Below are 21,729 nucleotides of genomic sequence, written 5' to 3'. Positions count from 1 at the left end.
GGGCGCATGATGCCATGGCTGCGGGCCGGCGTCCTGCCGGCGCTGCTGATGGCGCTGCCCGGCTGCGGCGGCCATTGGGGCTGGCACGTGGTGGACCCGACCGACGCGCGCGGCCAGGCCAATCTGCTGTTCCTGGCCGATGGGCTATGGGCGACGGTGCGCCTGTCGCTGGCGGCGATGGCGCTGTCGCTGGCGCTCGGGCTGGCGGTGGCGCTGGCGGGGTTTTCGCGGCTGCGGGCGCTGCGCGCGGCCAACCGCATCTGGGTCGAGCTGTTCCGCGCCGTGCCGATCCTGGTGATGATCCTCTGGGTGTTCTACGGGCTGCCGGTGGTGCTCGACATCCGCATCGGCATCTTCGCGGCCGCGATGCTGGCGATCGCCGTCTGCGATTCCGCCTTCGAGGCGGAGATCCTGCGCGCCGGCATCCAATCCATCGAGCGCGGCCAGCACGAGGCCGCCATGGCGCTGGGGCTGACCTCCTGGCAGCGCACCCGCTTCATCGTGCTGCCGCAGGCGATCCGCCGGGTGCTGCCGCCGATCGGCAACCAGCTCGTCTACGTGGTGAAGATGTCCTCGCTGGCGAGCGTGATCGGCTACCAGGAACTGACGCGCAGGGCGAACGAGCTGGTGGTCACGGTGTTCCGGCCGCTCGAGATCTACAGCATCCTCGTGCTGGAGTACCTGGCGCTGATCCTGCTGATCTCCTGGGGCGTGCGGCGGCTGGAGAGGCGGCTCGGCGCGGATCAGCGGCGGGGCATGCCGGGCTAGGTCGCGGCGCGCGACCCGCGCCGGATGCCCCGGCTGGACCGCGGCGGCGCCTCGGGCGACATTACCCCTTCATCGCAAGCGGAGTCGGCCAGCATGCAGAACACCGAAGAGATCTGGCGCCTGGTGGACGCCAAGGCGCAGGACGCGATCGAGCTTTCCGACCGCGTCTGGGGCATGCCGGAGCTCTGCTACGCGGAAGTCCGGTCGTGCGCCGAGCACACCGCCATGCTGGAAGCGCACGGCTTTCGCGTGACGAAGAACGTCGCCGGCATTCCGACAGCGGTGATGGGCGAGGCGGGGGAGGGCGGCCCGGTCATCGCCATCCTCGGCGAATACGATGCGCTGCCGGGCCTGTCGCAGGAAGCCGGCGTCGCCGAGCACCGGCCGCTACCGGGCGACGGCGCCGGCCATGGCTGCGGCCACAACCTGCTCGGCGCCGCCTCGCTGCTCGCGGCCTCGGCGGTGAAGGACTGGCTGGCGGCGAACGGGGTGAAGGCGCGGGTGCGCTACTACGGCTGCCCGGCCGAGGAAGGCGGGGCCGCCAAGGGCTTCATGGTCCGCGCCGGTGCCTTCGACGACGTGGACATGGCGATCTGCTGGCACCCGGCGGCCTTCTCCGGCGTGAACGAGGCGGTCTCGCTGGCCAATACCCGCATCGACTTCAGCTTCACCGGGCGCTCCTCGCACGCCGCCGCGGCACCGCATCTCGGGCGCTCGGCGCTCGATGCCGTCGAGCTGATGAATGTCGGCGTCAACTACATGCGCGAGCACATGCCCTCCGACGCGCGCATCCACTACGCCTACCTCGATGCCGGCGGCATCGCGCCGAACGTGGTGCAGGGCACGGCCAAGGTGCGCTACCTGATCCGCGCGCGCGACCTGACGGAGCTGAACGCGCTGGTCGCGCGGGTGCGCAAGATCGGCGACGGCGCCGCGCTGATGACCGAGACCACCGTCACCACCAAGGTCGTGAGCGCGGTGTCCAACCTGCTCGCCAACACGCCGCTCGAGCAGGCCATGCACGACAACCTGCTGCGCCTCGGCCCGCCGCAGTTCGACGAGGAGGACCGCGCCTTCGCGCGCGAGATCCAGAAGACGCTGAGCGAGGAGGACATCGCCACCGCCTTCCGCCGCCACGGCCTGAAGGTGGAACGCGACAAGCCGCTCTGCGACATCATCGTGCCGCTGGATGCGGAGGGCAGCGGCGGCGTCGGCTCGACCGACGTGGGCGACGTCTCCTGGGCGGTGCCGACGGTGCAGGCGCGCGGCGCGACCTATGCCATCGGCACGCCGGGGCATTCCTGGCAGCTCACCGCGCAGGGCAAGACCGGCATCGCCCACAAGGGGCTGGTGCATGTGGCGAAGGTGATGGCGGGGACTGCGGTGGACGCGATCATCCGGCCCGAACTGCTCGCCGCCGCCAAGGCGGACCACCGGGCCCGCACCGCGGCGACGCCCTATGTCTGCCCGCTGCCGCCGGATGTGAACCCGCCGATCCGGATGTCGGGGGACTGATGCCGCCGGCACGAGTTCCTGACTCGTGCCGAGGCCGCGAATGCGGCTCGCCGGTGGTCCGGCGAAGCCAAGCAGACCGGAGGTTTGCGCCCGGCGATTGAGGGGGCGAGAAGCCTCATGCCGGCGGTCGCGAAAATCGGCCGCTGATAGGAGGCCGGCTAGAGCAGATCCCGATCAGGTGGAATCACCTGATCGGGCAAAGATGCTCGCGAAAGCAAGAGCCCAGAGTGGTTGCCGTGAGCCAAGGCGAACGGAAACCGCTCTAGCCGGCCGCTTCGATCCGCCCGTCGCGCAGCGCGATCATGCGGTCGAAGCGGTCGAAGATCTTCTCGTCATGCGTGACGACGAGGATCGCCGCCTGCTGGTCCTGTGCCACCTGGCGCAGCAGGTCCATCACCACCCGAGCGCGCTCGGAATCGAGTGCCGCGGTCGGTTCGTCCGCGAGGATGACCCGCGGCCGGTTGGCGAGGGCGCGGGCGATGGCGACACGCTGGGCCTCCCCGCCCGAAAGCCGCGCGGGCATCGCCTCGGCCCGCCTGCCGACCTGCAGGTAGTCCAGCAGCGCGCGCGCCCGGGCGCGTGCCGCCGCCAGCTCGGTGCCCAGCAGCGTCATCGCCAGCGCCACGTTGTCGACGGCGGTGAGGAAGGGCAGCAGGTTGTGGAACTGGAAGATGAAGCCGATGCGCTCCCGCCGCAGCCGGCGCAGGTCGGCGACGCGGTAGGCGCCGTCCCACACCGTCTCCCCGCCGAGGCGGAGGCGCCCGGCGCTCGGCTCCAGGATGCAGGCGATGATGTTGAGCAGCGTGGACTTGCCGCTGCCGGAGGGGCCGCGCAGGCCGACCACCTCGCCGGCCGCGACCTGCAGCGTGACATCGGCGAGCGCCGGCACCGCGGCTTCTCCGGTGCCGAAGGTCTTGCCGAGTCCTTCCACCCGGACCAGCGGCGCGTCCGTCTCCATCAGCCGCCGAGCGCCTGCTGCGGTTCGATGCGCAGCGCGGCGCGGATCGAGGCAAGGCTGCCGAGGATGCAGATGCCGCCGATGACGCCCGCCATCATCGCGACTTCCGCCGGACCGAGCGCGACGGTGCGGGGGAACAGCCCGCGGGTCATGAAGACGATCGCGATCGCGGCGGCATAGCCGGCGACGCCGAGCAGCATCGCCTGCTGCAGCACCAGCCCGACGATGGTGCGGTCCGGGGCGCCGATCAGCTTCAGCGTCGCGATCTCCCGCAGCTTGTCCATCGTCATGGTGTAGATGATCAGCGTGATGATCACCGCCGAGACGAACAGCAGCACGACGGTGAACATGCCGAGCTGCACGCGCGCGCGGTTCACCACCGAACGCGTCAGCAGCTCGCCCTGCTCGGCATCGGTCAGCGCGGCGAGGTGCTTCCAGCGCCGTACCGTCTCCGCCACCGCATCGGGGTCGGCGGCGGGCGAAAGCTGCGCGACGACGGCGTTGATGGTATCGGTGCCGCCCGCGCTGCTGCCCGCAGCCAGGGCCCGTCGCGCGGCCGGCGGTGCCAGCTTGAACTGCAGCTCCTGGCTGTCGCGCAACTGGATGAACACCAGCGGATCGCCGCCCGAGGCGACCAGGCCGCGCGTGGTGCCGACGACGCGGTAGCGGTCGCCGCCGAGCGTCACCATCGCCCCCAGCGGCAGCCGCGCCCGCGCATCCGCCACCATCTCGAAGCGTGCGCCGCCGAGGCCCCGCCCGCTCTCGATCGCCGCGGGGCCGCCCGGCCGCCCGGGCTCGTAGCCCATCACCTGCGCGCGCAGCAGGCCCTGCGGCGCGCGCATCTCGGCGGTACGCAGGGTGATGGCGCCGGCGGCATCCACGCCGGGAACACGGGCGATCATCTCCCGCACGTCGCCGGGAATGCGGGAGGCCTCGGCGAAGGGGCCGCGGGTGCCCGATTCGACCACCCAGAGATCGGCGCGCAGGCTGCGCGTCAGGGCCAGCGCCTCGGCAACCACCCCCTGGTAGATGCCGACCATGGAGAGGGCGACGGCCATCAGCAGGCCGAGGCCGACGCAGGTCATCAGGAAGCGGCCCAGCCGGTGGCGGATGTCCGCGAAGGCGAGGTTCACGGCGCCGCCACCGCGCGGGCGGCCCGCCCCGGTGCGAAGCCGGGGCCGGTCCGGATGGCGACCGGGATCTCCTCCGGCAGCCCATCGGTGATGGCGGCGCTGCCATCCACCAGCCGCGCCGCGAAGCGCACCTGGCGCCGGGCGAGCCGACCGTCCTCGACCGTCCAGACCGTGCCGGAGGCGCCGTCGAAGCCATGGATCGCGTTCTCCGGCACCAGGCGGGCGCGCGGCAGGCGGCGGGTCTCGATCACCACTTCGGCCTGCTCGCCGATCACCGGCATCTCGGAGCAGGCAAGGCAGCGGACATGCACGCGGCGCTCCTCGGTGACGCGGTCGGCCTCGAGGCCGATGCGGACCACCTCGGCGCGCATGCGCCGGCCAGGGCGGCTGCGCAGCGTGACGATGGCCGGCTGGCCGAGCGCGATGTCCCCCGCGCGGCCCTCGTCGACATAGGCGAGCGCCCAGATGCTGTCGGGCGCGACCAGGGTGAAGACCGCCTCGCCGGGATTCAGCGCCGCACCGGCTTCCCGTGCGCGGGTGATCACCAGCGCATCGAAGGGGGCGCGCAGGGTGTGCTTGTCGAGCGTGGTGCGCTCGGCCCGCAGGTTGGCGCGGGCCTCGGCCTGCAGGGCGCGCGCCACCGCGGCGTCGGCGCGGTTCACGGCGAGGTCGGCCTGGGCGGCGGCGGCCTCGGTTTCCGCGAGCTCGGCGGATTCGGGGCTGCCGACGCCGCGGCTCGCGAGTTCCCGGCGGCGCCGGGCGGTCGCCAGGCGCTGGGCCAGCAGCGCCTCGGCGCGCTCGCGTTGCGCCTCGGCACGCTGGGCGGCGGCGTCGGCGGAGAGCAGCGCGGCCTCGGCGCGCGCGACCCGCGCCTCCTGGCTCGCGCTGGCGAGGCGGGCGAGCGGCGCGCCGGCCGCGACGCGGTCGCCATGGTCGGCGAGGACTTCCACCAGGGTGCCGGCGACCTCGAAGCCGACGCGGGAGAGGATGCGGGCCTCCACCGCGCCGAGGCCGAAGACGGTCACCGGAACGTCCTCGGCCACGCCCGCAACCGGGACGGGGAGGGGCCGCTGCGTCGCGAACCACCAGCCGCCGCCCGCCAGGACGAGGAGGACGGCGCCGAACATCGAAATGCGCAGGCGCATGGGCCGGCGGGTTCCCTGCGTAAGGCATTGCCGAAATAGCAGTCGGGATGCGCCCAGCCTAGACCTTGCCGGCGCTAGACCTTGCCGGCGTAGGACTTCGCCATGCCCTCGCCGGGATCGGCCTGCGGACCGTAGGGCATGATCGGGTAGCGCAGCCCCGCCTTGGACAGGCCGAGCAGCCCCTCGACCGCGATGGCGAGATCCGCGGGAGGCAATGCCATCAGCATCTCGTCGTCGGCGACACCGCCGTAGCGGCGCTCCGCGTAGCACGGGATCGACAGCGAGGGCGCACGGTCGCGCAGCGCGCGGCCCCAGGAATCGGCGCAGGCGCTCTCTCCCGTCACCGAGAACTCGAAGCGCTTGTAGCTCTTCCACTGCAGGCCGTTGATGAAGAGGATCATCTGCGCCGGGTTCGCGTAGAAGAGGCAGATGTCGGGCGGATCGAGCCGCGCGCTGCGCAGCGGCGAGACCACCAGCCCCGCATAGCGGGCGGGGACCCGCGGCATCTCGGCCTGGTGCTTCGCCGCGGCCTCGCGGTTCTCGAACCACACGCCCTCGAACTTGCGGCCCGAAAGGTAGAGCTCGGAGGGTTCGTTCAGCCCGATCACGCCGCCGCAATTGGAGAAGCCCGGCACGTTCGCCGTGGTGATGCCCATGGTGAAGCCGGCGATGCGCGCCTGGGTGACGAGCTGGCAGGTCGAGAAGGTCTTGCCCTCGGGCGGGCGACGCAGGCCGGGGACCTTCGCCATCTCCTCGGCATCGGCGAAGAGCTTCATGCCGATCGGCAGGGTGCGCAGGCGCAGCAGGTCGGTGAGCTGGCGGCCGAGCTCGGCGATCTGCTTCGCGTCGAGCGCCGGCGTCTCCGCCATCGGCGGGGCGACATTCATGGGCGGTTCCTCCTCAACGCGCCGATGATGCGCCGGGGAGGCAGGAACGGCAAAGCCGCCGGTCCTCGCGGACGGGCGGCTTCGTATCGTGCCGATCGGGCGGATCAGGCGGCCGGCGCGGCTTCCCGTGCGGCGGCCATGGCGGCGAAGGGGCAGCCGGCGCCGCGGCGCTGGCGGCGGACCTCGGCGGCGTAGCGGCCGGGCTGGTGCTCCTCGACGCTGGCCGGGACGACGACGCTGTCGCGATAGGCGTCCCATTCCGCATCGCCCCACTGGGTGAAGGCGTCGGTCACGGTGGAGGCGTTCATCACCGCATCCGCATAGGCGAATTGGGGAATGGGCTGCACCTGCAGGATCGGGCGGAGCTGGTTGATCTCGACCGGCGTGTCGGTGCGCGTCAGCCGGATGTTGGTGAAGAGCGGGCCGAACCACTTGTCGAATTCGACGACGCCCTCGAACTGCTCATAGGCGGCCGGACGCGGCAGGTTCGCCGGGGCGCGCGTCAGCAGCGACCAGCCCGGCGCGGTGCGCACGAAGAGGCCGGTCCACATCTGCACGACGCCAGGTTCGGGCAGGCCGGTGAGGAAGGGCGGCGAGAAGCCGCGGATGTCCTCCGGCACCTCCTCGTCGAAGCGGGCCCGGAAATGCGGGTACTGCACGGCGCCGAGGCCGAGCGGCATCCATTCGTGCTCGAGCTCCTCGCAGGTCCAGAGGATCTCGTGCCCGTCCCACATCAGCGAGAGGTCGAGCGGGGCGGTGATGTGCCAGCCGAAGCCGGCGGCGGTGGTGACGGCGTCGCAGTAGCGGAAGGCCCGCGTCGGCAAACCGCCGAGGCCCGAGCGGTCGGCGCGCTCGGGCGCCGGGATGCCGGGGATCAGGCGATGGAAGCTGACGATCGGAGTGCGGTCCGGGCCCATGGCGAGGCGTCCTGATGGGTAGGAGGGGCTTCACGCGACAGGGCGGGGGACCCTCTCAGGGGTCCCCCTGCCCCGAGGATCAGGCGCGGCGGACGCCGGCGCCGATGCGGACGGTGCCCTTGTCGGCGACGGAGGCCTTCGGGGTGCGGACGCCGGCGCCGGTGCGGACGGTGCCGTGGTCGGCGACGGAGGCCTTCGGGGTGCGGACGCCGGCGCCGATGCGGACGGTGGCCTTATCGGCGACGGAGGGGAGGAATTTGGTCACTTGCTTTCTCCAGGCTGTAGGTCGCTGGCGAGCAGCCAGTGGCCCGACCATGGCCAAGCGAAACGCCCAGAGCAAGCAAACAATCCTACTTGATGCAATATAAATTCCTAGTACTATCTACAATAGGAATACGATCAGGAGGCCAATCCAGCGGGACGCCTAAAGACCAGCAACATGACTCAGTTGAACGCTAGATTCATGCGGATGTGACGTCTATAACGCGAAAATAACGGAGGTGGATACAACCATTTGGTTAATACCGCCGAGGGTTGATCGCGGCATACGTTATGCACGCTCTGCGTGTATTGTTTCACATCGATGGCGAATCGAAAAGCGTAAAGGATTCCTTCATGCCGCCCGTGCGCTCCGGGGGAGGCGACCATCTTTCGGCATGGGTTTGGTGAAGCCGGCCCAACGCGTTATGAGGACGTGAGCATGTCAGACCTCATCGTCCGCACCGGACAGGACGACAGACCTTCGACCGAGGGGCTTGTCGACCTGGGAATCCTGGGCGCCGCGCCTACGACTCGCCTGCGCATCACGATGCTCGGCCGCATGGATGTGCGCTCAGTCACGGACGAGCCGCTGTTACCCAGATCACGTAAGACGCGTGCCATTTTTGCCATTCTCGTGTTGGAATCGCCCGCACTGGTTTCCCGCCAGAGGCTCGCCGACCTTCTCTGGAGCCGCAGAGGGGAAGAGCAGGCGCGCGGATCGCTCCGCCAGGCTCTGCACGAATTGCAGGAATCACTTGGCTCCTGGGGACGGGGGCTGCTGGTCCCGACGCGGGAAACGGTTACCCTTAACCTCGATGGCGTCTGGGCGGATGCGCGCGAATTGCCGCTGATGGCGCGGGATCGGCCCGAAGCGCTGAACCTGCTCCAGGCCGAGCTGCTGTCGGACCTCGATGGGCTCGATGCGGCCTTCGACATTTGGCTTGTCGACCAGCGCCGGCGGCTGCGCGACATGGCTCTCGATGCCGCCACCTCCCGCCTTGCCGCGGCGACCAGTGCCGAGGCCCGGGCGCTGGAAGCGCGGCGGGTGCTCGCCATCGACGCCGCGCAGGAACCGGTCTGGCGCATCCTGATCCGGGCCGAGGCCGAGCGCGGCGACCGCGGCGCCGCCTTCGCCGCATGGGAGGACTGCCGGCGCATCTTCGCCGAGCGCTTCCGCAGCGCGCCTTCGCCCGAAACCGCCGCGCTGGCCGAATCGCTGCGCGGCGAGGTCGCGACCCCGCAACTGGTGCCGCCGCCGCGCACTGCGGCGCGCGGCGCCCGGCTCGGCGTGATGCCCTTCCGTGTCCTGGGCGGAGAGCCGGATGCGGAGGTCTCGGTCGGCCTCGCCGGCGAGATCACGGCGGCGCTGGCACGTTTCCGGTGGCTGGTCCTGGTCGACAGTTCCTCGATTGCCGCGGCGGCCCGGAAGGAGGGCGGGGGGCAGAGCCTCGAGCTCGACTTCAGCCTGTCCGGCACCGTGCAGCGCGCCGGCGACCGCGTGCGCGTGACCCTGCGGCTGACCGACCACCGCCCGCCCGAATCCGTCGCCTGGGCCGAGCGTTTCGACCGAGACGCCGGCGATCTGCTGACCCTTCAGGATGAGATCGCCGCCGAGGTGGTGGCCCGGATCGACCCCGAGATCCTGCTGATCGAAGCCAACCGCGCCGCGGCGCGGCCGCCGGTCCATGCCACCGCCTATGACCTGCTGCTGCGGGCGATCCCCGCGATCTATCGGCTCGACCGGGAGTCCTATGAACTCGCCGGCAGCATGCTGGCGGAGGCGACGCGGCTCGAACCCGACTATGCGCCGGCCTTCGCGTGGCACGCCTACTGGCACCTGTTCCTCGTCGGGCAGGGCTGGGCGCAGAACAGCGAGGAGGTGCTGGCGAAGAGCGAGGCGCTGGCGTCCCGCGCCGTGACGCTCGATCCCTCGGATGCCCAGGCGCTGGCCATCCTCGGCCATGTGCGCGCCTTCCTGCACCATCGCGTGGACGAGGCGGTCTCGCTCTATGAGCGGGCCATCGCGCTGAACCCGAACCTGCCCATGGCCTGGGTCTTCTCGGCGCTGACCCTGTCCTACCGGGGCGATCACGTCGAGGCGCTGAAGCGGTGGGAGCGCTACAAGCGCCTGGCGCCGCTGCATCCGCACGCCTTCTTCTTCGACGCCGCGAGGCTGGTGCCGCTGCTGCTGCTGCGCCGGCACGAGGAGGTCGATGCCGCCGCCCGCCAGGTGACGGCGCTGCACACCGACTTCACCTTCCCGTACAAGATCTGGCTCTCGGCGCTCGGGCATCTCGGCCGCCGCGACCAGGCGGCGGAGGTGAGGGGACGGCTGACCGCGATGGAGCCCGACTTCAGCCTGGCCAAGGCGCGCGAGCGCGCGCCGTTCCAGCCGGCCGTCGATCTCGACCACTACCTCACCGGCCTGAGGAAGGCGGGGCTGTCCTGAGTGCCGTTTGGAAGCGCGCCTCGCGGCGCGTTTGCGGGTCCGGCACCGGCCCGCATCCGACCTTCGCCACAGCGTGCCGGTCTGCCATTCGGCCACCTCGGCAGGAGGATCCTTGTCGTGCGCGTGGCCGCACCGCCAGCCCCGCGCGGCGATACCGCCGGGCCCCCGATGGCCCGTCATCGGCAAGGCTCGGCGGCATCATAGGGGGCGAATGGCCTCCCCGGGGCGGAGGGTGCCGCCCCTCACGATCATGCAGTTCAGCCCGCTGCGGTTGATCAGCGGCTTGAACACCTTCTTGCCCAGGAGGTCCTCGAGATACTGGCAGGGCACGTTGAGCCGGCCGCCATGGAGTACCACCTCGCCGACGCGGAAGTCCCGCCCGACCAGGTGGTTCAGCGGCACGCCGGCGACCGTCAGGTTGCGCCGCGTCTCGTGCGGCGGCAGGTCGATGCCGTGGTCGCGGCGCAGGGCCTCGAGCGTCTCCGCCTCGATCAGCGTCACCTGGCGGTCGGCATGGGGCTTGTGGCTGTAGGTGCCGCGGCCGGTGGCGTAGCGGTCGCCGTCGATGCCGACGCCTGCGATCAGCCGCGCTGCGCCGAGCTCCACCATCGGCGCCGAGGCCTCCGGCGCGATGTGGATGGCCACCAGCACGCCGGTGAAGTCGAAGCTCATCGCAGCAGCTCCGCCGCGGCGCGCAGCAGCACGCCGCCGGGCGTCCACAGCGACTCGAGCACGCGGAAATGGTCGGCGCCGGGGATGGGAATGAGCGGACCCGGCGCCTGCGCCTCCGCCCGCACGCGGTGGAAGACGCGGGACTGGCGGCGCAGCTCCGGCAGTTCCGCCGCGCCGTAGGCGACCGCGATCGGCTTCTGCACGATCGGCCGGCGGATCGGCGAGAGGTTGGCGATCTCGGCTTCGGTCAGGCGGAGCTTCTCGTCGAGGAAGGTGTCGCGGATGGGCGCCAGCTCGTGGATGCCCGAGATGGCGAGCGCCGCGGTCACCGCCGGATGCTCGGCGGCCAGCGCGGCGAGGTGCCCGCCGGCGGACCAGCCGGAGGCGACGAGCGGCCCGGCGATGCCGTGCGTGGCGCCGTTGGCCGCCAGCCAGTCGAGCGCGCGGGAGATCTGCCGGCAGATGGCGGCAAGCGACGCCTCGGGCGCCAGCGTGTAGCCCGGCATGGCGACCGACCAGCCCATGGCGAGCGCGCCTTCGGCGAGGCGGGCGAAATCCTCCCGCCGGTTGCGCTGCCAGTAGCCGCCGTGGATGAAGACCAGGCAGGGCGCGGCGGGGTCGCGGCCGGGGTAGAGGTCCCATTTCTCGCGTTCGGCCTCGCCGTAGGGCAGGTCGAGATGCCCGCCATGCGCGGCGCGGAACGGCACCGAGGCGGCGTTGCGCGCGGCGATCTGCCCGGCGCTGTCCGGCACCATGCCGGTGTTGTCGTAGGCGTCGTCCCGCGCCTTCTGCGGCCAGGAGGCCCAGCCTTCGGCGAGCGGATAGGCAGAGGTCATGGCGCGATCACCCGGACCGGCGCACCTGCGTTGAAAGCCTCGATCGCATCCACGGCGCCCTGGTAGTAGGCGCGGTAGTTCTGCTGCGTGACATAGCCGAGATGCGGCGTCAGCAGCGTATTGGGGGCCGAGAGCAGCGGATGGCCCGGCGGCAGCGGCTCGGTGTCGAAGACGTCGAGGCCGGCGCCGGCGATGGTCCCCGCCTTCAGCGCGGCGATCAGCGCGTCCTGGTCGATCAGCGGCCCGCGCGAGGTGTTCACGACATAGGCGGTCGGCTTCATGCGCGCGAGATCCTCGGCGCCGAGGGTGCCGCGCGAACGGTCCGAGAGGATCAGGTGCAGCGTGACGACATCGGCCTCCGCGAGCAGCGTCGCCTTGTCGACGCGGGTCGCGCCGATCTCGGCCGCGCGCTCCTCGGTCAGGTTCTGGCTCCAGGCGATGGTCTTCATGCCGAAGGCCTGGCCGACCTTCGCCACCCGGGCGCCGAGCTTGCCGAGGCCGATGACGCCGAGCGTCCGCCCTTCCAGGCCGTGGCCCACCGAGGTCTGCCAGCCGCCGCCGCGCAGCGACATCACCTGGCGCGGCAGGTCGCGCATCAGCCCGATGATCAGCCCCCAGGCGATGTCCACCGTCGGATCGCCGAAGGAGGGGGTGCCGCAGAAGACGATGCCCTTCTCGGCGCAGGCGGCGGCGTCGATCGACCGGTTGCGCGCCGCCGTGGTGATCAGCAGGCGGAGGTTCGGCAGGCGCTCGATCAGCGCGCGCGGGAAGGGGGTTCGCTCGCGCATCGCCAGGATGGCGTCGAAGGGGGCGAGGCGCCGCGCCAGCGCGTCGCGGTCGGTGACGGTATCGCGGAAGACCGTGATCTCGATGCCCTGCAGCCTGTCCCAGGGGCCGAGCGACAGCGCCACGCCCTGGTAGTCGTCGAGTATGGCGAGCCGCTTCAGCGGCGTGGTGGCTTGGCTCATGGATCGTCTCCCCTGGGATGCCGCCTAGATCGCCCCGGCGCCTTGAACGCGCAAGCCGCGCTCAGTCGTCGGCGGGCAGGGTGATGCCGGCGAGCGCCTCGCGCAGCGGCGGCGGCAATGGCGTCGGTGCCTTCTGCGTGGCGCGGTCCACATAGACATGGACGAAATGGCCCTCGGCGCTCGCGATGTCCTCCTCGGCGCGGAAGATGCCGATCTCGTAGCGCACCGAGGTATTGCCCGCGCGGCCGCAGCGCAGCCCGGCCGTCACCTCGTCGGGGAAGGCGATGGGCGCGAAGTAGCGGCATTGCGTCTCCACCACCAGGCCGATCACCTGCGCGGTCGGGATGTGGAGGAAGCCGCAGTCGGTGAGGAAGCGCGCCACCACCGTGTCGAACCAGGAGTAGTAGGTGACGTTGTTGACGTGGCCGTAGACGTCGTTGTCCATCCAGCGCGTCGGGATCGGCAGGAAGAAGCGGTAATCGGCGCGGGTGCCGCGGGTCTTGGTCATCTTCAGGCTCCGAGGGCGCGGGCGACGATGGCCTCGTCCACGCAGGTGTCGAAATCCGGCACGCCCTTGAGGATGCCCGCGGTCGTCATCGCGCCGCGCAACTGTTCGAAGGCGGCGCGCGGGAAATGCGGCGTCGGGGACCACAGCTCCAGCGCCTGGTAGCGGGCGAGGGCGGTCGTCAGCGCCGCGCGCGGGACGTCGGGGAAAGACGGGGCGATGGCGGCGGCGATCTCCTCCGGCAGCGCCTGGACGATCCAGGCGAGCGCCTCGGCCATGGCGCGGATCATCGCCTCGAATTCGGTGCTGCGTTCGGCGATGCGCTGCTCGGTCGCGTAGAAGGCGGTGTAGGCGGACGGCCCGCGATCCGCCGCACGGTGCCAGACCGCGCCGCCCTTTGCTTCCAGCAGCGCGGCATGCGGTTCGAAGACCTGGGCGACATCCAGCGTGCCGGCGGCGACCGCCGCGGCGTTCTCGGCCATCGGCCTGCCCGGCGCGAGGTTCAGCGTGGCGGGGTCGATGCCCGCCCGCCGCAGGTCGTCCTGCAGGCACCACCAGGGGGTGGGGACCTCGGTGACCGCCCCGAAGCGCAGCCGCGACAGGTCCGCGAGCGTGAAGCCCGGGTTCGGCCCGCGCCCGACCAGCAGGAAGGGGTCCTTCATCACCACCGCGCAGAAGGAGCGCAGCGGGCAGGAGGGATCCCGGTCGCGCAGCATCATCGGCCGCATCGGGCCCGACCAGGCGATGTCGGCGCGGCCGGCGAGCAGGTTCTCCGCCGCCTTCGAGGGATCGCCCGCGGTGTCGCGCCGCACCTCCACCCCCTGGGCGGCGAACAGGCCGCGCGCCTCGGCGACGTAGAAGGGGGCGTAGAAGACGGCGCGGAAGGGCTCGTTGAGGGTGATGGGCTGCAAGGCGCGGGCCTCCGGGACGGATGCGCATCCTGCGCAACCGGATGCCGCACCGCAAAGGCCCCCCGATTCGCCCCTGGCGTCATCTGCGAACTTCGCGCCATAAGGCCTTGCCCCGACAGGGTCGCCGTCCGGCGCCCTTCGCCGAGGCTGACCGCAACGCTATATCTGGTGTACAGCGTCGCCTTCGGACACAATCCGTATGGTTCCGCCCCCAGACGAACCCCATCGGGAGACCCATGTCCGCCGCGCCTCGGCCCGAAACGTCGCCCCGCCTGGAGCCGTTCCGCCTGCGTGGCGCGAACTTCAACCTGCTCGTCCTGCGCCTGCTCGATCCGCGTCCGGAAGCCGTGGTGCCGGCGATCGGCGACCAGTTCCGCCGCGCCCCTGGCTTCCTGCGCTTCGCGCCGGTGGTGCTCGGCCTCGGCGACCTCGACGTGCCGGCCAATGCGGTCGATTTCCGCGGGCTGATCGACGGGCTGCGCGAGCTCTCGATCGTGCCGATCGGCACCACGGGCGGCACGCCGGAACTGCGCAATGCGGCGATGGCCTTCGGCCTGCCGCCGATCCGCAGCGCCGGCGGCAAGGAAACCGAGGAGAGCGCCCCCGAGCCGGCCGCCGCCGCGCCGGCCGAACCCGCCGCGCCGCCGCCGGCCCCACCGCCGCCCGAGGGCATGGCGCGCCCGACCATGATCGTCGAGCAGCCGGTCCGCGCCGGCCAGCGCGTCTGGGCGCAGGGCGGCGACCTGGTTGTCACCTCCACCGTCAATGCCGGGGCCGAGGTCATCGCGGACGGCAACATCCACGTCTACGGCGCGCTGCGCGGGCGCGCCATCGCAGGCGGGGGCGCCAATGCCGAGGCGCGGATCTTCGCACTGAATTTCGACCCCGAGCTGATCTCCATCGCCGGCTACTACGCGGTGCGGGAAGGGCTGACGGGGGCACCGATCGGCAAGGCTGTGCAGGTGCGGCTGACGGGCGAGCGCATGCGCTTCGACCCGATCGGCTGAACGCGCCGCCACAGGGGACTACGTAGGAGGCAGGGGACATGGCACAGGTCGTTGTCGTCACATCGGGCAAGGGGGGCGTGGGCAAGACCACCTCCTCCGCCGCTTTCGCCACCGGCCTCGCGCAGCGGGGGAAGAAGACCGTCGTCATCGACTTCGACGTCGGGCTGCGCAATCTCGACCTCATCATGGGGGTCGAGCGGCGGGTGGTGTTCGACATCGTCAACGTGATCAGCGGCGAGGCGCGGCTCAACCAGGCGCTGATCCGCGACAAGCGCGTGGAGACGCTGTCCATCCTTCCGGCCAGCCAGACGCGGGACAAGGACGCGCTGACCCGGGAAGGCGTGCAGAAGATCATCGAGGAACTGTCGAAGGATTTCGACTACATCCTCTGCGACAGCCCCGCCGGCATCGAGAAGGGCGCGCTGCTCGCGCTCTACTTCGCCGACCAGGCGATCGTGGTGACGAACCCGGAAGTGTCCTCCGTTCGTGACTCCGACCGCATCCTCGGCGTGCTGCAGTCGCGGTCCAAGCGTGCGGAGGAGAAGCGGGAGCCGGTGAAGGAGCACCTCCTCGTCACCCGCTTCGACCCCGCCCGCGTCGAGCGCGGCGAGATGCTGAAGCTCGAGGACATCCGTGAGATCCTGTCGATCCCGCTGCTCGGCGTGATCCCGGAGAGCGAGAGCGTGCTCAGGGCATCGAACACCGGCACGCCGGTGATCATGGATGCCGAGAGCATGGCCGGCCAGGCCTATGCCGACGCCGTCGCCCGCTTCCTCGGCGAGGAGAAGCCCCACCGCTTCATCGAGGCGGAGAAGAAGGGCATCTTCAAGCGCCTGTTCGGCGGGAGGGCAGCGTGATGTCCTGGATCGACTTCTTCCGCGGCAAGCGCAGGGAGGAGACCAGCGCCTCCGCCGCCAAGGAACGCCTGCAGATCGTGCTGGCGCACGAACGGATCGGGCGCACGCGGGAGGATTTCCTGCCGAAGCTGCAGCAGGAACTCGTCGCCGTGGTCGCGCGCTACGTCGCGATCGATCCGGGGAAGGTGAATGTGAACCTTGATCGGGGCGGGGACATGTCCACGCTGGCGATCGAGATCGAACTGCCGGCGCCGGCAGCGATGCGGGTGGCGGCGCAGGCGCGGTGAGAGAAAGGGCGGGGGAGGGGAACCTCCCCCGCTCCCCCTCCCTTCTTTGGCTTCCGGGTGCCGGCCGCGACGGACAGCACCAGGTATCCAAAGAAGGAGGGGGGATTCGGGGGGAGTTCTCTCCCCCCGACCTTCCTGCCCTGGGCCTCCCCCCGGCACTGGCGTAGCCTTCCCCAGGGCCGCTCGCGGATCGCGAGCGCAGGCAGGGGACTGAATCATGGCCTATGAGGGCATCCGGGCGCACCGACCGCTGATCATGGGTCGCCGCGGCGCGGTCGCCACCAACCACCCGGTCGCGACGGCGGCGGGCATGGAAGTTCTGCGCGCCGGCGGTTCGGCGGCGGATGCGGCGGTTGCCGTCTCCCTGACGCTGGGCGTGGTCGAGCCGCACATGTCGGGCCTCGGCGGCGACGGCTTCTACCACCACTGGTCGGCGAAAACGGGCAGGGCCGAAACCTATGCCGGCACCGGCCAGGCGCCGGCCGCCGCGACCATCGCGCGCTATCGCGCCGAGGGCGGCATTCCCGTCCACGGACCGCTCTCCGTCCAGACGCCGGGCAAGGTGGCGGGCCTCGCGGCACTGCACGCGGCGCACGGCGCCAGGGGCTGGGGCACGCTGTTCGGCCCGGCGATCGAGGCGGCGCGCGACGGCTTCGCCGCCACCCATGCGCTGCGCCACTTCATCGGCGAGAACCGCGGGCGCCTGGAGCCCGACCCGGCCAGCCGCGCCATCTACCTCGCCGGCGGCGCGCCGCCGGCGCTCGGGGAGCTGGTCACGCAGCCGGCGCTGGCGGCGACGCTGCAGCGGCTCGCCTCGGCGGGACCGGAAGACATCTACCGCGGTGGCCTGGCGCGCGACCTCGCCGCCGACATGGATGATGTCGGCGCGCTGGTGGCGGGAGCGGACCTCGCTGCCGTCGCGCCGCTGCACGCCCCGCCGATCGGCATTTCCTGGCGCGGCTTCGAGGTGCGGCAGACCCCCGCGCCGTCGATGGGCTTCGCCCTGCTGCAGATGCTGCGCATCGTCGAGGAGAAGGACCTCGCCGCCCTCGGCTGGGGCAGCGCGGCACTGATCCACCTGATGGTGGAGGCGAAGAAGCGCGCCTTCCTCGACCGCGAGACCGAAGCGGGGAAGGCGGCGCCGGACTTCGCCGGCCTGCTCTCCGACGCGCGCCGCGCCGCGCATGCCGCCGCGATCGGGGAGCGCGCCGCGCAGCTGCCCGTGCGCGCCATGGCCGAGGCCGACACCACCTATTTCTGCGTGGTGGATGCGGAGGGCAACGCCGTCTCCGCCATCCAGTCGATCAACTCGGCCTTCGGGTCGGGCGTGACGGGGCCGCGCACCGGCATCCTGCTCAACAACCGCATGTCCTACTGGCATCTGGACGAGGGCCATGCGAACGCGCTCGCCCCCGGCCGCCGCGTGCGGCACACCATGAACGCGCCGATGGTGATGAAGGGCGGCAAGCCCTGGATGGTGTTCGGCACGCCGGGCGCCGACAACCAGGTGCAGGTGAATTTCCAGGTGCTGGTCGCCTGCGCCGTCTTCGGCATGGACCCGCAGCAGGCGCTGGAGGCGCCGCGCTGGACCTCCTCCCAGCCCGGCCAGGAATCCAACTACCCGCATGGCGGCGGCGACGTGCTGACCATCGAGAGCGGCGCGGGGGAGGCCGCCATCGCCGGCCTGCGCGAGCGCGGCCACGCGGTGAAGGTGGTGGGCGACCTGGAAGGCGCCTGCAGCGTCGAGGCCATCCGCGTGCTGGAGAACGGCGTGCGCATGGCGGCTTCCGACCCGCGGAGGGACGGCTGGGCGGCGGCCTGGTAACGCCGGGCTTGCCGCAGCGCGCGAGCCCCGCCTAGGCTCGCTGCCGGGATGCTTCGCTTCTTCCTCCGGCGCTTCACGGTCGCGGTGCTCGTCGCGCTGACGGTCCTGACGCTCGCCTTCCTGCTGACCCGGTTGTCGGGCGATCTCGCCATCTCGATCGCCGGGCCGAATGCCACGGCGGCGGATGTGGAGACGATCCGGCAGGTCTACGGGCTGAACCGGCCGCTCCATGTCCAGTATTTCGACTGGCTGGGCCGCGCCGTGCAGGGCGATTTCGGGGACAGCTTCTTCTTCCGTGACCGTGTCGCCAACCTGATCGCCAGCCGCATGTCGGTGACGCTGACGCTCGGCCTGGTCGGGCTGGGCATCGCCCTGGTGGTCTCCCTGCCGCTCGGCATCCTGGCGGCGGTGCGGGAAGGGACCTGGGTGGACCGGGCGGTCTCGCTGGTGGCGCTGATCGGGCAAGCCATGCCGTCCTTCTGGCTCGGCCTGGTGCTGATGGTGGTCTTCGGGCTGCAACTGGGGTGGCTGCCGATCTCCGGCACCGGGTCCTGGGAGCACTACGTGATGCCCGGGGTGGTGCTGGCCTTCTCGGCCATTCCGTCGCTGACGCGGCTGACGCGGTCGGGGATGATCGAGGCGCTGGCCTCCGACTACATCCGCACCGCGCGGGCCAAGGGGCTCTCGCGCCTGTCCATCCTGGTCAAGCACGGCTTCCGCAACGCGGCGATCCCGGTGGTCTCCATCGCCGCGGTGCAACTCGGCTTCATGCTCGGCGGCTCGATCGTGATCGAGACGGTCTTCGCGCTGCACGGCATCGGCTACCTGGCCTGGGAGAGCATCAGCAAGAACGACTTCCCGGTGGTGCAGGCGGTCGTGCTGGTGCTGGCGCTGCTCTATATCGGGCTGACGCTGGCCGCCGACCTGCTGAACGCGGTGCTCGACCCGCGGCTGCGCACCGGATGAGCGGCGCCGTGCTTCCCGTCGGCCGCGGCGCGCGGCTGCTGCGCAACCCCGGCTTCCTGGTCGGCGCCTTCATCGTCGGCGCCTGCGCTGTGCTGGCGGTCCTCGCGCCGTGGATCGTGCCCTATGATCCCTTCGCCATCGACCTCAACCGCCGCGTCGTGCCGCCTGCCTTCATGGAAGGCGGCAGCCTGCAGAATCTGCTGGGCACCGACCAGCTCGGGCGCGACTACCTCTCCCGCCTGATCTACGGGGCGCGGATCTCGATGCTGATCGGCGTGCTGACGGTCATCACCTCCGGCATCATCGGCACGACGCTCGGCGTGCTGGGCGGGTTCTATGGCGGCAGGGTGGACGACGCGGTGGTCTTCGCCATCACCACGCGCCTGTCCATCCCCGCCGTGCTGGTGGCGCTGGCGGTCGCGGCGCTGCGCGGGTCGAGCCTGATGCTGGTGATCCTGGTGCTCGGCCTGCTGCTGTGGGACCGCTTCGCGGTGGTGGCGCGATCGACCACCATGCAGATCCGCAACCTCGATTATGTCGCGGCTGCCTGGTGCGCCGGCGTCTCCCGCTGGTGGGTGCTGACGCGGGAGGTGCTGCCGAACATCGCCACGCACCTCGCCGTGGTGGCGACGCTGGAGATGGCGCTCGCCATCCTGCTGGAGGCGGCGCTGTCCTTCCTCGGCCTCGGCGTGCCGGCGCCGCTGCCCTCCTGGGGGCTGATGATCTCGGAAGCCAAGGACTACATGTTCTTCTCCCCCTGGGTGATCGTCATCCCGGGCATGGCGCTGTTCGTGCTGGTGCTGGGCGTGAACCTGCTCGGCGACGCGCTGCGCGACATGATGGGCACGGACCTCTCGCGATGAGCGCGCTGCTCGAGGTGCAGGGCCTGCGCGTGACGATCGGCAGCACCGCCGCCGTGCGCGGCGTGTCGCTGTCGGTGAACAAGGGCGAGACCCATTGCCTGGTCGGCGAGAGCGGCTGCGGCAAGTCGATCACCGCGCTCTCCGTCATGGGCCTGCTGCCGAAGGGCTCGCTGCGGGAGACGCAGGCGCTGCGCTTCGCCGGGGAGGAGATCGGCCGCTACGACGAACGCCAGATGGAGCGCCTGCGCGGCGACCGCATGGCGATGATCTTCCAGGAACCGATGACCAGCCTGAACCCGGCCTATACGGTCGGGTCGCAGATGACCGAGGTGCTGCGCCGCCACCGCGGCACGCCGCGCGCCCAGGCGGTGGACCGCGCGGCGGAGCTGCTGGCGCGCGTCGGCATCACCGCGCCGGGGCTGCGGCTCGGCCAGTATCCGCATCAATTGTCCGGCGGCCTGCGCCAGCGCGTGATGATCGCCATGGCGCTGATGTGCGACCCCGAGCTGCTGATCGCCGACGAGCCGACGACCGCGCTCGACGTCACGGTGCAGGCGCAGATCCTGCGGCTGCTGGCGGGGATCCAGAAGGACCTCGGCCTCGGCATCCTGCTCATCACCCACGACCTCGGCATCGTCGCGCGCATCGCCGACCGCGTGTCGGTGATGTATGCCGGCGAGGTGGTGGAGAGCGCGCCGACCGCCGCGCTGTTCGCCGCGCCGGAGCATCCCTACACGCGCGGCCTGCTGTCCTGCGTGCCGGTGCCCGGCAAGGTGAAGCGCGACGAGCCGCTCGGCAGCATTCCGGGCGTGGTGCCGCGCATCCGGCCGGGCTTTGCCGGCTGTGGCTTCCGCGACCGTTGCTCCCGGGCGAGCGCCGCCTGCGCCGGGGCCATCCCGCGCCGCAACGCCGGCGACAGCCACGAGGTCCTGTGCACCCTCGAGCCCGGCTGGGGCGGGAAGGCGGCCGCGTGAGCGACACTGCGGCGATCGAGGTCCGCGGCCTGCGGCGCGAGTTCCGCGTGCGCCAGGGGATGTTCGCCCCGGCGAAGCATGTGGTGGCGGTGGATGATGTCTCCTTCTCCGTCCCCGCCGGCAGCGTGCTCGGCGTGGTGGGGGAAAGCGGCTGCGGCAAGTCGACGCTCGCGCGGCTGATCCTCGGCCTGCTGGAGCCGAGCGCGGGTGACGTGCTGGTGGATGGCAGGCGGCTCGGCGGCATGGATCGGCGGGCGCGGGCGCGGCTGATCCAGCCGGTCTTCCAGGACCCCTTCGCCTCGCTCAACCCGCGCCGCCGCATCCGCGACATCGTCGCCATGCCGCTGATCGCGCAGGGCGACATCGGGCGGGAGGATATCGCGCGCCGCGTCGCGGAGGCGCTGGACCGCGTCGGCCTGTCGCAGGACCAGGGCACGCGCTTCCCGGCGCAGCTTTCCGGCGGGCAGCGGCAGCGCGTGGCGATCGCCCGCGCGCTGGTGCTGCGGCCGCGCATCGTGGTGTGCGACGAGCCGACCAGCGCGCTCGATGTCAGCGTGCAGGCGCAGATCCTCAACCTGCTGGCGGAGCTGCGGCGCGAGCTCGGCCTGACCTACCTGTTCATCAGCCACAACCTGGCGGTGGTCGAGCACATCGCGACCGAGGTGGCGGTGATGTATCTCGGCCGCATCGTGGAGCGCGGCGAGTCCGAGCGACTCTTCGCCGCGCCGCGCCACCCCTATACGCGGGCGCTGCTCGCTTCAGTGCTGACGCCGGAGCCGGGCCTCGGCGTGCCGGATGTTGGGCTCGGCGACATCATGCCCGACCCGGCGAACATCCCGCCCGGCTGCCGCTTCCATCCGCGCTGCCCGATCGCGGTCGCGCGCTGTTCCACCGAAGCGCCGAGGCCCGCGACGGATCAGGCGGGCCTCGTGGAGTGCCACCTGGCCTGATACCAGCGGCCGCCATTCGCGACCGCTGGTATCCGCCTTTTCCTGCCCTCAGGCGCCGGGTGCAAACCTCCGGTC

22 protein-coding genes are annotated in these 21,729 nt (G+C 71.4%); 11 read left to right on the top strand and 11 right to left on the bottom strand.

Features of this window, described 5'->3' with window-relative positions; translation table 11 throughout:
• The first annotated feature begins 6 nt into the window (after positions 1–6).
• Together GXW74_RS02255 and GXW74_RS02250 are read left to right on the top strand one after the other, a co-directional pair.
• Positions 7–768 (top strand): amino acid ABC transporter permease, encoded by a 762-nt coding sequence (locus GXW74_RS02255; RefSeq protein WP_211844635.1) that lies wholly within the window; start codon positions 7–9, stop codon positions 766–768.
• Between the two features lie 93 nt (positions 769–861).
• Positions 862–2,283 carry a M20 family metallopeptidase gene (locus GXW74_RS02250; protein WP_211844634.1) on the top strand — a complete coding sequence of 474 codons (1,422 nt, stop codon included), beginning with the start codon at positions 862–864 and terminating at the stop codon, positions 2,281–2,283.
• A gap of 262 nt (positions 2,284–2,545) precedes the next feature.
• On the opposite strand, the gene GXW74_RS02245 is transcribed toward GXW74_RS02250, so the two are convergent.
• The 6 genes from GXW74_RS02245 to GXW74_RS02220 all read right to left on the bottom strand — a co-directional run bounded on the left by GXW74_RS02245 (position 2,546) and on the right by GXW74_RS02220 (position 7,588).
• Positions 2,546–3,241 carry an ABC transporter ATP-binding protein gene (locus GXW74_RS02245; protein WP_211844633.1) on the bottom strand — a complete coding sequence of 232 codons (696 nt, stop codon included), beginning with the start codon at positions 3,239–3,241 and terminating at the stop codon, positions 2,546–2,548.
• Positions 3,241–4,374, bottom strand: a complete 1,134-nt coding sequence (locus tag GXW74_RS02240) for an ABC transporter permease (protein ID WP_211844632.1) — start codon at positions 4,372–4,374, stop codon at positions 3,241–3,243. The genes GXW74_RS02245 and GXW74_RS02240 overlap by 1 nt, the downstream gene beginning before the upstream one ends.
• Positions 4,371–5,519, bottom strand: coding sequence for an efflux RND transporter periplasmic adaptor subunit (locus GXW74_RS02235; RefSeq protein WP_211844631.1), 1,149 nt, complete (start codon positions 5,517–5,519; stop codon positions 4,371–4,373). The genes GXW74_RS02240 and GXW74_RS02235 overlap by 4 nt, the downstream gene beginning before the upstream one ends.
• Before the next feature lie 74 nt (positions 5,520–5,593).
• On the bottom strand, positions 5,594–6,406 hold the full coding sequence (locus GXW74_RS02230; RefSeq protein ID WP_211844630.1) for a DUF169 domain-containing protein: 813 nt from the start codon (positions 6,404–6,406) through the stop codon (positions 5,594–5,596).
• Between the two features lie 104 nt (positions 6,407–6,510).
• Positions 6,511–7,323, bottom strand: coding sequence for a DUF6065 family protein (locus tag GXW74_RS02225; protein WP_211844629.1), 813 nt, complete (start codon positions 7,321–7,323; stop codon positions 6,511–6,513).
• A 79-nt stretch (positions 7,324–7,402) separates the two neighbouring features.
• On the bottom strand, positions 7,403–7,588 hold the full coding sequence (locus GXW74_RS02220) for a hypothetical protein (protein WP_211844628.1): 186 nt from the start codon (positions 7,586–7,588) through the stop codon (positions 7,403–7,405).
• 738 nt (positions 7,589–8,326) lie between these two features.
• Here GXW74_RS02220 and GXW74_RS02215 point away from each other — a divergent pair.
• On the top strand, positions 8,327–10,033 hold the full coding sequence (locus GXW74_RS02215) for a BTAD domain-containing putative transcriptional regulator (protein ID WP_211844627.1): 1,707 nt from the start codon (positions 8,327–8,329) through the stop codon (positions 10,031–10,033).
• 198 nt (positions 10,034–10,231) lie between these two features.
• Here the strand turns inward: GXW74_RS02215 and GXW74_RS02210 are convergent, their stop codons facing one another.
• The 5 genes from GXW74_RS02210 to GXW74_RS02190 form a co-directional block, all read right to left on the bottom strand.
• The gene (locus tag GXW74_RS02210) at positions 10,232–10,705 is read right to left on the bottom strand and encodes an MOSC domain-containing protein (protein WP_211844626.1); all 474 of its coding nucleotides are present in this window, start codon (positions 10,703–10,705) and stop codon (positions 10,232–10,234) included.
• Positions 10,702–11,541 carry an alpha/beta hydrolase gene (locus GXW74_RS02205; RefSeq protein ID WP_211844625.1) on the bottom strand — a complete coding sequence of 280 codons (840 nt, stop codon included), beginning with the start codon at positions 11,539–11,541 and terminating at the stop codon, positions 10,702–10,704. Before GXW74_RS02205 ends, GXW74_RS02210 begins: the two co-directional genes overlap by 4 nt.
• Positions 11,538–12,509 carry a D-2-hydroxyacid dehydrogenase family protein gene (locus GXW74_RS02200; RefSeq protein ID WP_211844624.1) on the bottom strand — a complete coding sequence of 324 codons (972 nt, stop codon included), beginning with the start codon at positions 12,507–12,509 and terminating at the stop codon, positions 11,538–11,540. Before GXW74_RS02200 ends, GXW74_RS02205 begins: the two co-directional genes overlap by 4 nt.
• A 61-nt stretch (positions 12,510–12,570) precedes the next feature.
• Complete coding sequence (locus GXW74_RS02195) at positions 12,571–13,017, bottom strand: acyl-CoA thioesterase (RefSeq protein ID WP_211844623.1); 447 nt, start codon at positions 13,015–13,017, stop codon at positions 12,571–12,573.
• 2 nt (positions 13,018–13,019) lie between these two features.
• Positions 13,020–13,925, bottom strand: coding sequence for an ABC transporter substrate-binding protein (locus tag GXW74_RS02190; RefSeq protein ID WP_211844622.1), 906 nt, complete (start codon positions 13,923–13,925; stop codon positions 13,020–13,022).
• A gap of 236 nt (positions 13,926–14,161) precedes the next feature.
• Here GXW74_RS02190 and minC point away from each other — a divergent pair, with 236 nt between their 5' ends.
• From minC to GXW74_RS02150, 8 genes are all read left to right on the top strand, one after another.
• A complete protein-coding gene (gene minC / locus GXW74_RS02185; RefSeq protein ID WP_211844621.1) occupies positions 14,162–14,932 on the top strand; it encodes a septum site-determining protein MinC in 771 nt (256 codons plus the stop codon).
• 38 nt (positions 14,933–14,970) lie between these two features.
• Entirely contained in the window at positions 14,971–15,789 is an 819-nt protein-coding gene (gene minD / locus GXW74_RS02180) for a septum site-determining protein MinD (RefSeq protein ID WP_211844620.1), read from the top strand.
• On the top strand, positions 15,789–16,076 hold the full coding sequence (gene minE / locus GXW74_RS02175) for a cell division topological specificity factor MinE (protein ID WP_211844619.1): 288 nt from the start codon (positions 15,789–15,791) through the stop codon (positions 16,074–16,076). Before minD ends, minE begins: the two co-directional genes overlap by 1 nt.
• A gap of 217 nt (positions 16,077–16,293) precedes the next feature.
• Positions 16,294–17,901, top strand: a complete 1,608-nt coding sequence (locus GXW74_RS02170) for a gamma-glutamyltransferase family protein (protein WP_211844618.1) — start codon at positions 16,294–16,296, stop codon at positions 17,899–17,901.
• A 48-nt stretch (positions 17,902–17,949) separates the two neighbouring features.
• A complete protein-coding gene (locus tag GXW74_RS02165) occupies positions 17,950–18,867 on the top strand; it encodes an ABC transporter permease (protein WP_211844617.1) in 918 nt (305 codons plus the stop codon).
• 8 nt (positions 18,868–18,875) lie between these two features.
• Entirely contained in the window at positions 18,876–19,730 is an 855-nt protein-coding gene (locus GXW74_RS02160; RefSeq protein WP_338148111.1) for an ABC transporter permease, read from the top strand.
• Complete coding sequence (locus tag GXW74_RS02155) at positions 19,727–20,704, top strand: ABC transporter ATP-binding protein (RefSeq protein WP_211844615.1); 978 nt, start codon at positions 19,727–19,729, stop codon at positions 20,702–20,704. The genes GXW74_RS02160 and GXW74_RS02155 overlap by 4 nt, the downstream gene beginning before the upstream one ends.
• Positions 20,701–21,654: an ABC transporter ATP-binding protein gene (locus GXW74_RS02150; RefSeq protein ID WP_338148110.1), complete on the top strand. Its 954-nt coding sequence runs from the start codon at positions 20,701–20,703 to the stop codon at positions 21,652–21,654. The genes GXW74_RS02155 and GXW74_RS02150 overlap by 4 nt, the downstream gene beginning before the upstream one ends.
• Positions 21,655–21,729: the final 75 nt, after the last annotated feature.

It is taken from the genome of Neoroseomonas eburnea (assembly GCF_018129005.1).
Classification (GTDB): domain Bacteria; phylum Pseudomonadota; class Alphaproteobacteria; order Acetobacterales; family Acetobacteraceae; genus Neoroseomonas; species Neoroseomonas eburnea.
Note: the sequence above shows the minus strand (reverse complement) of the source record. Positions and strands in the feature narration are given on the sequence as shown.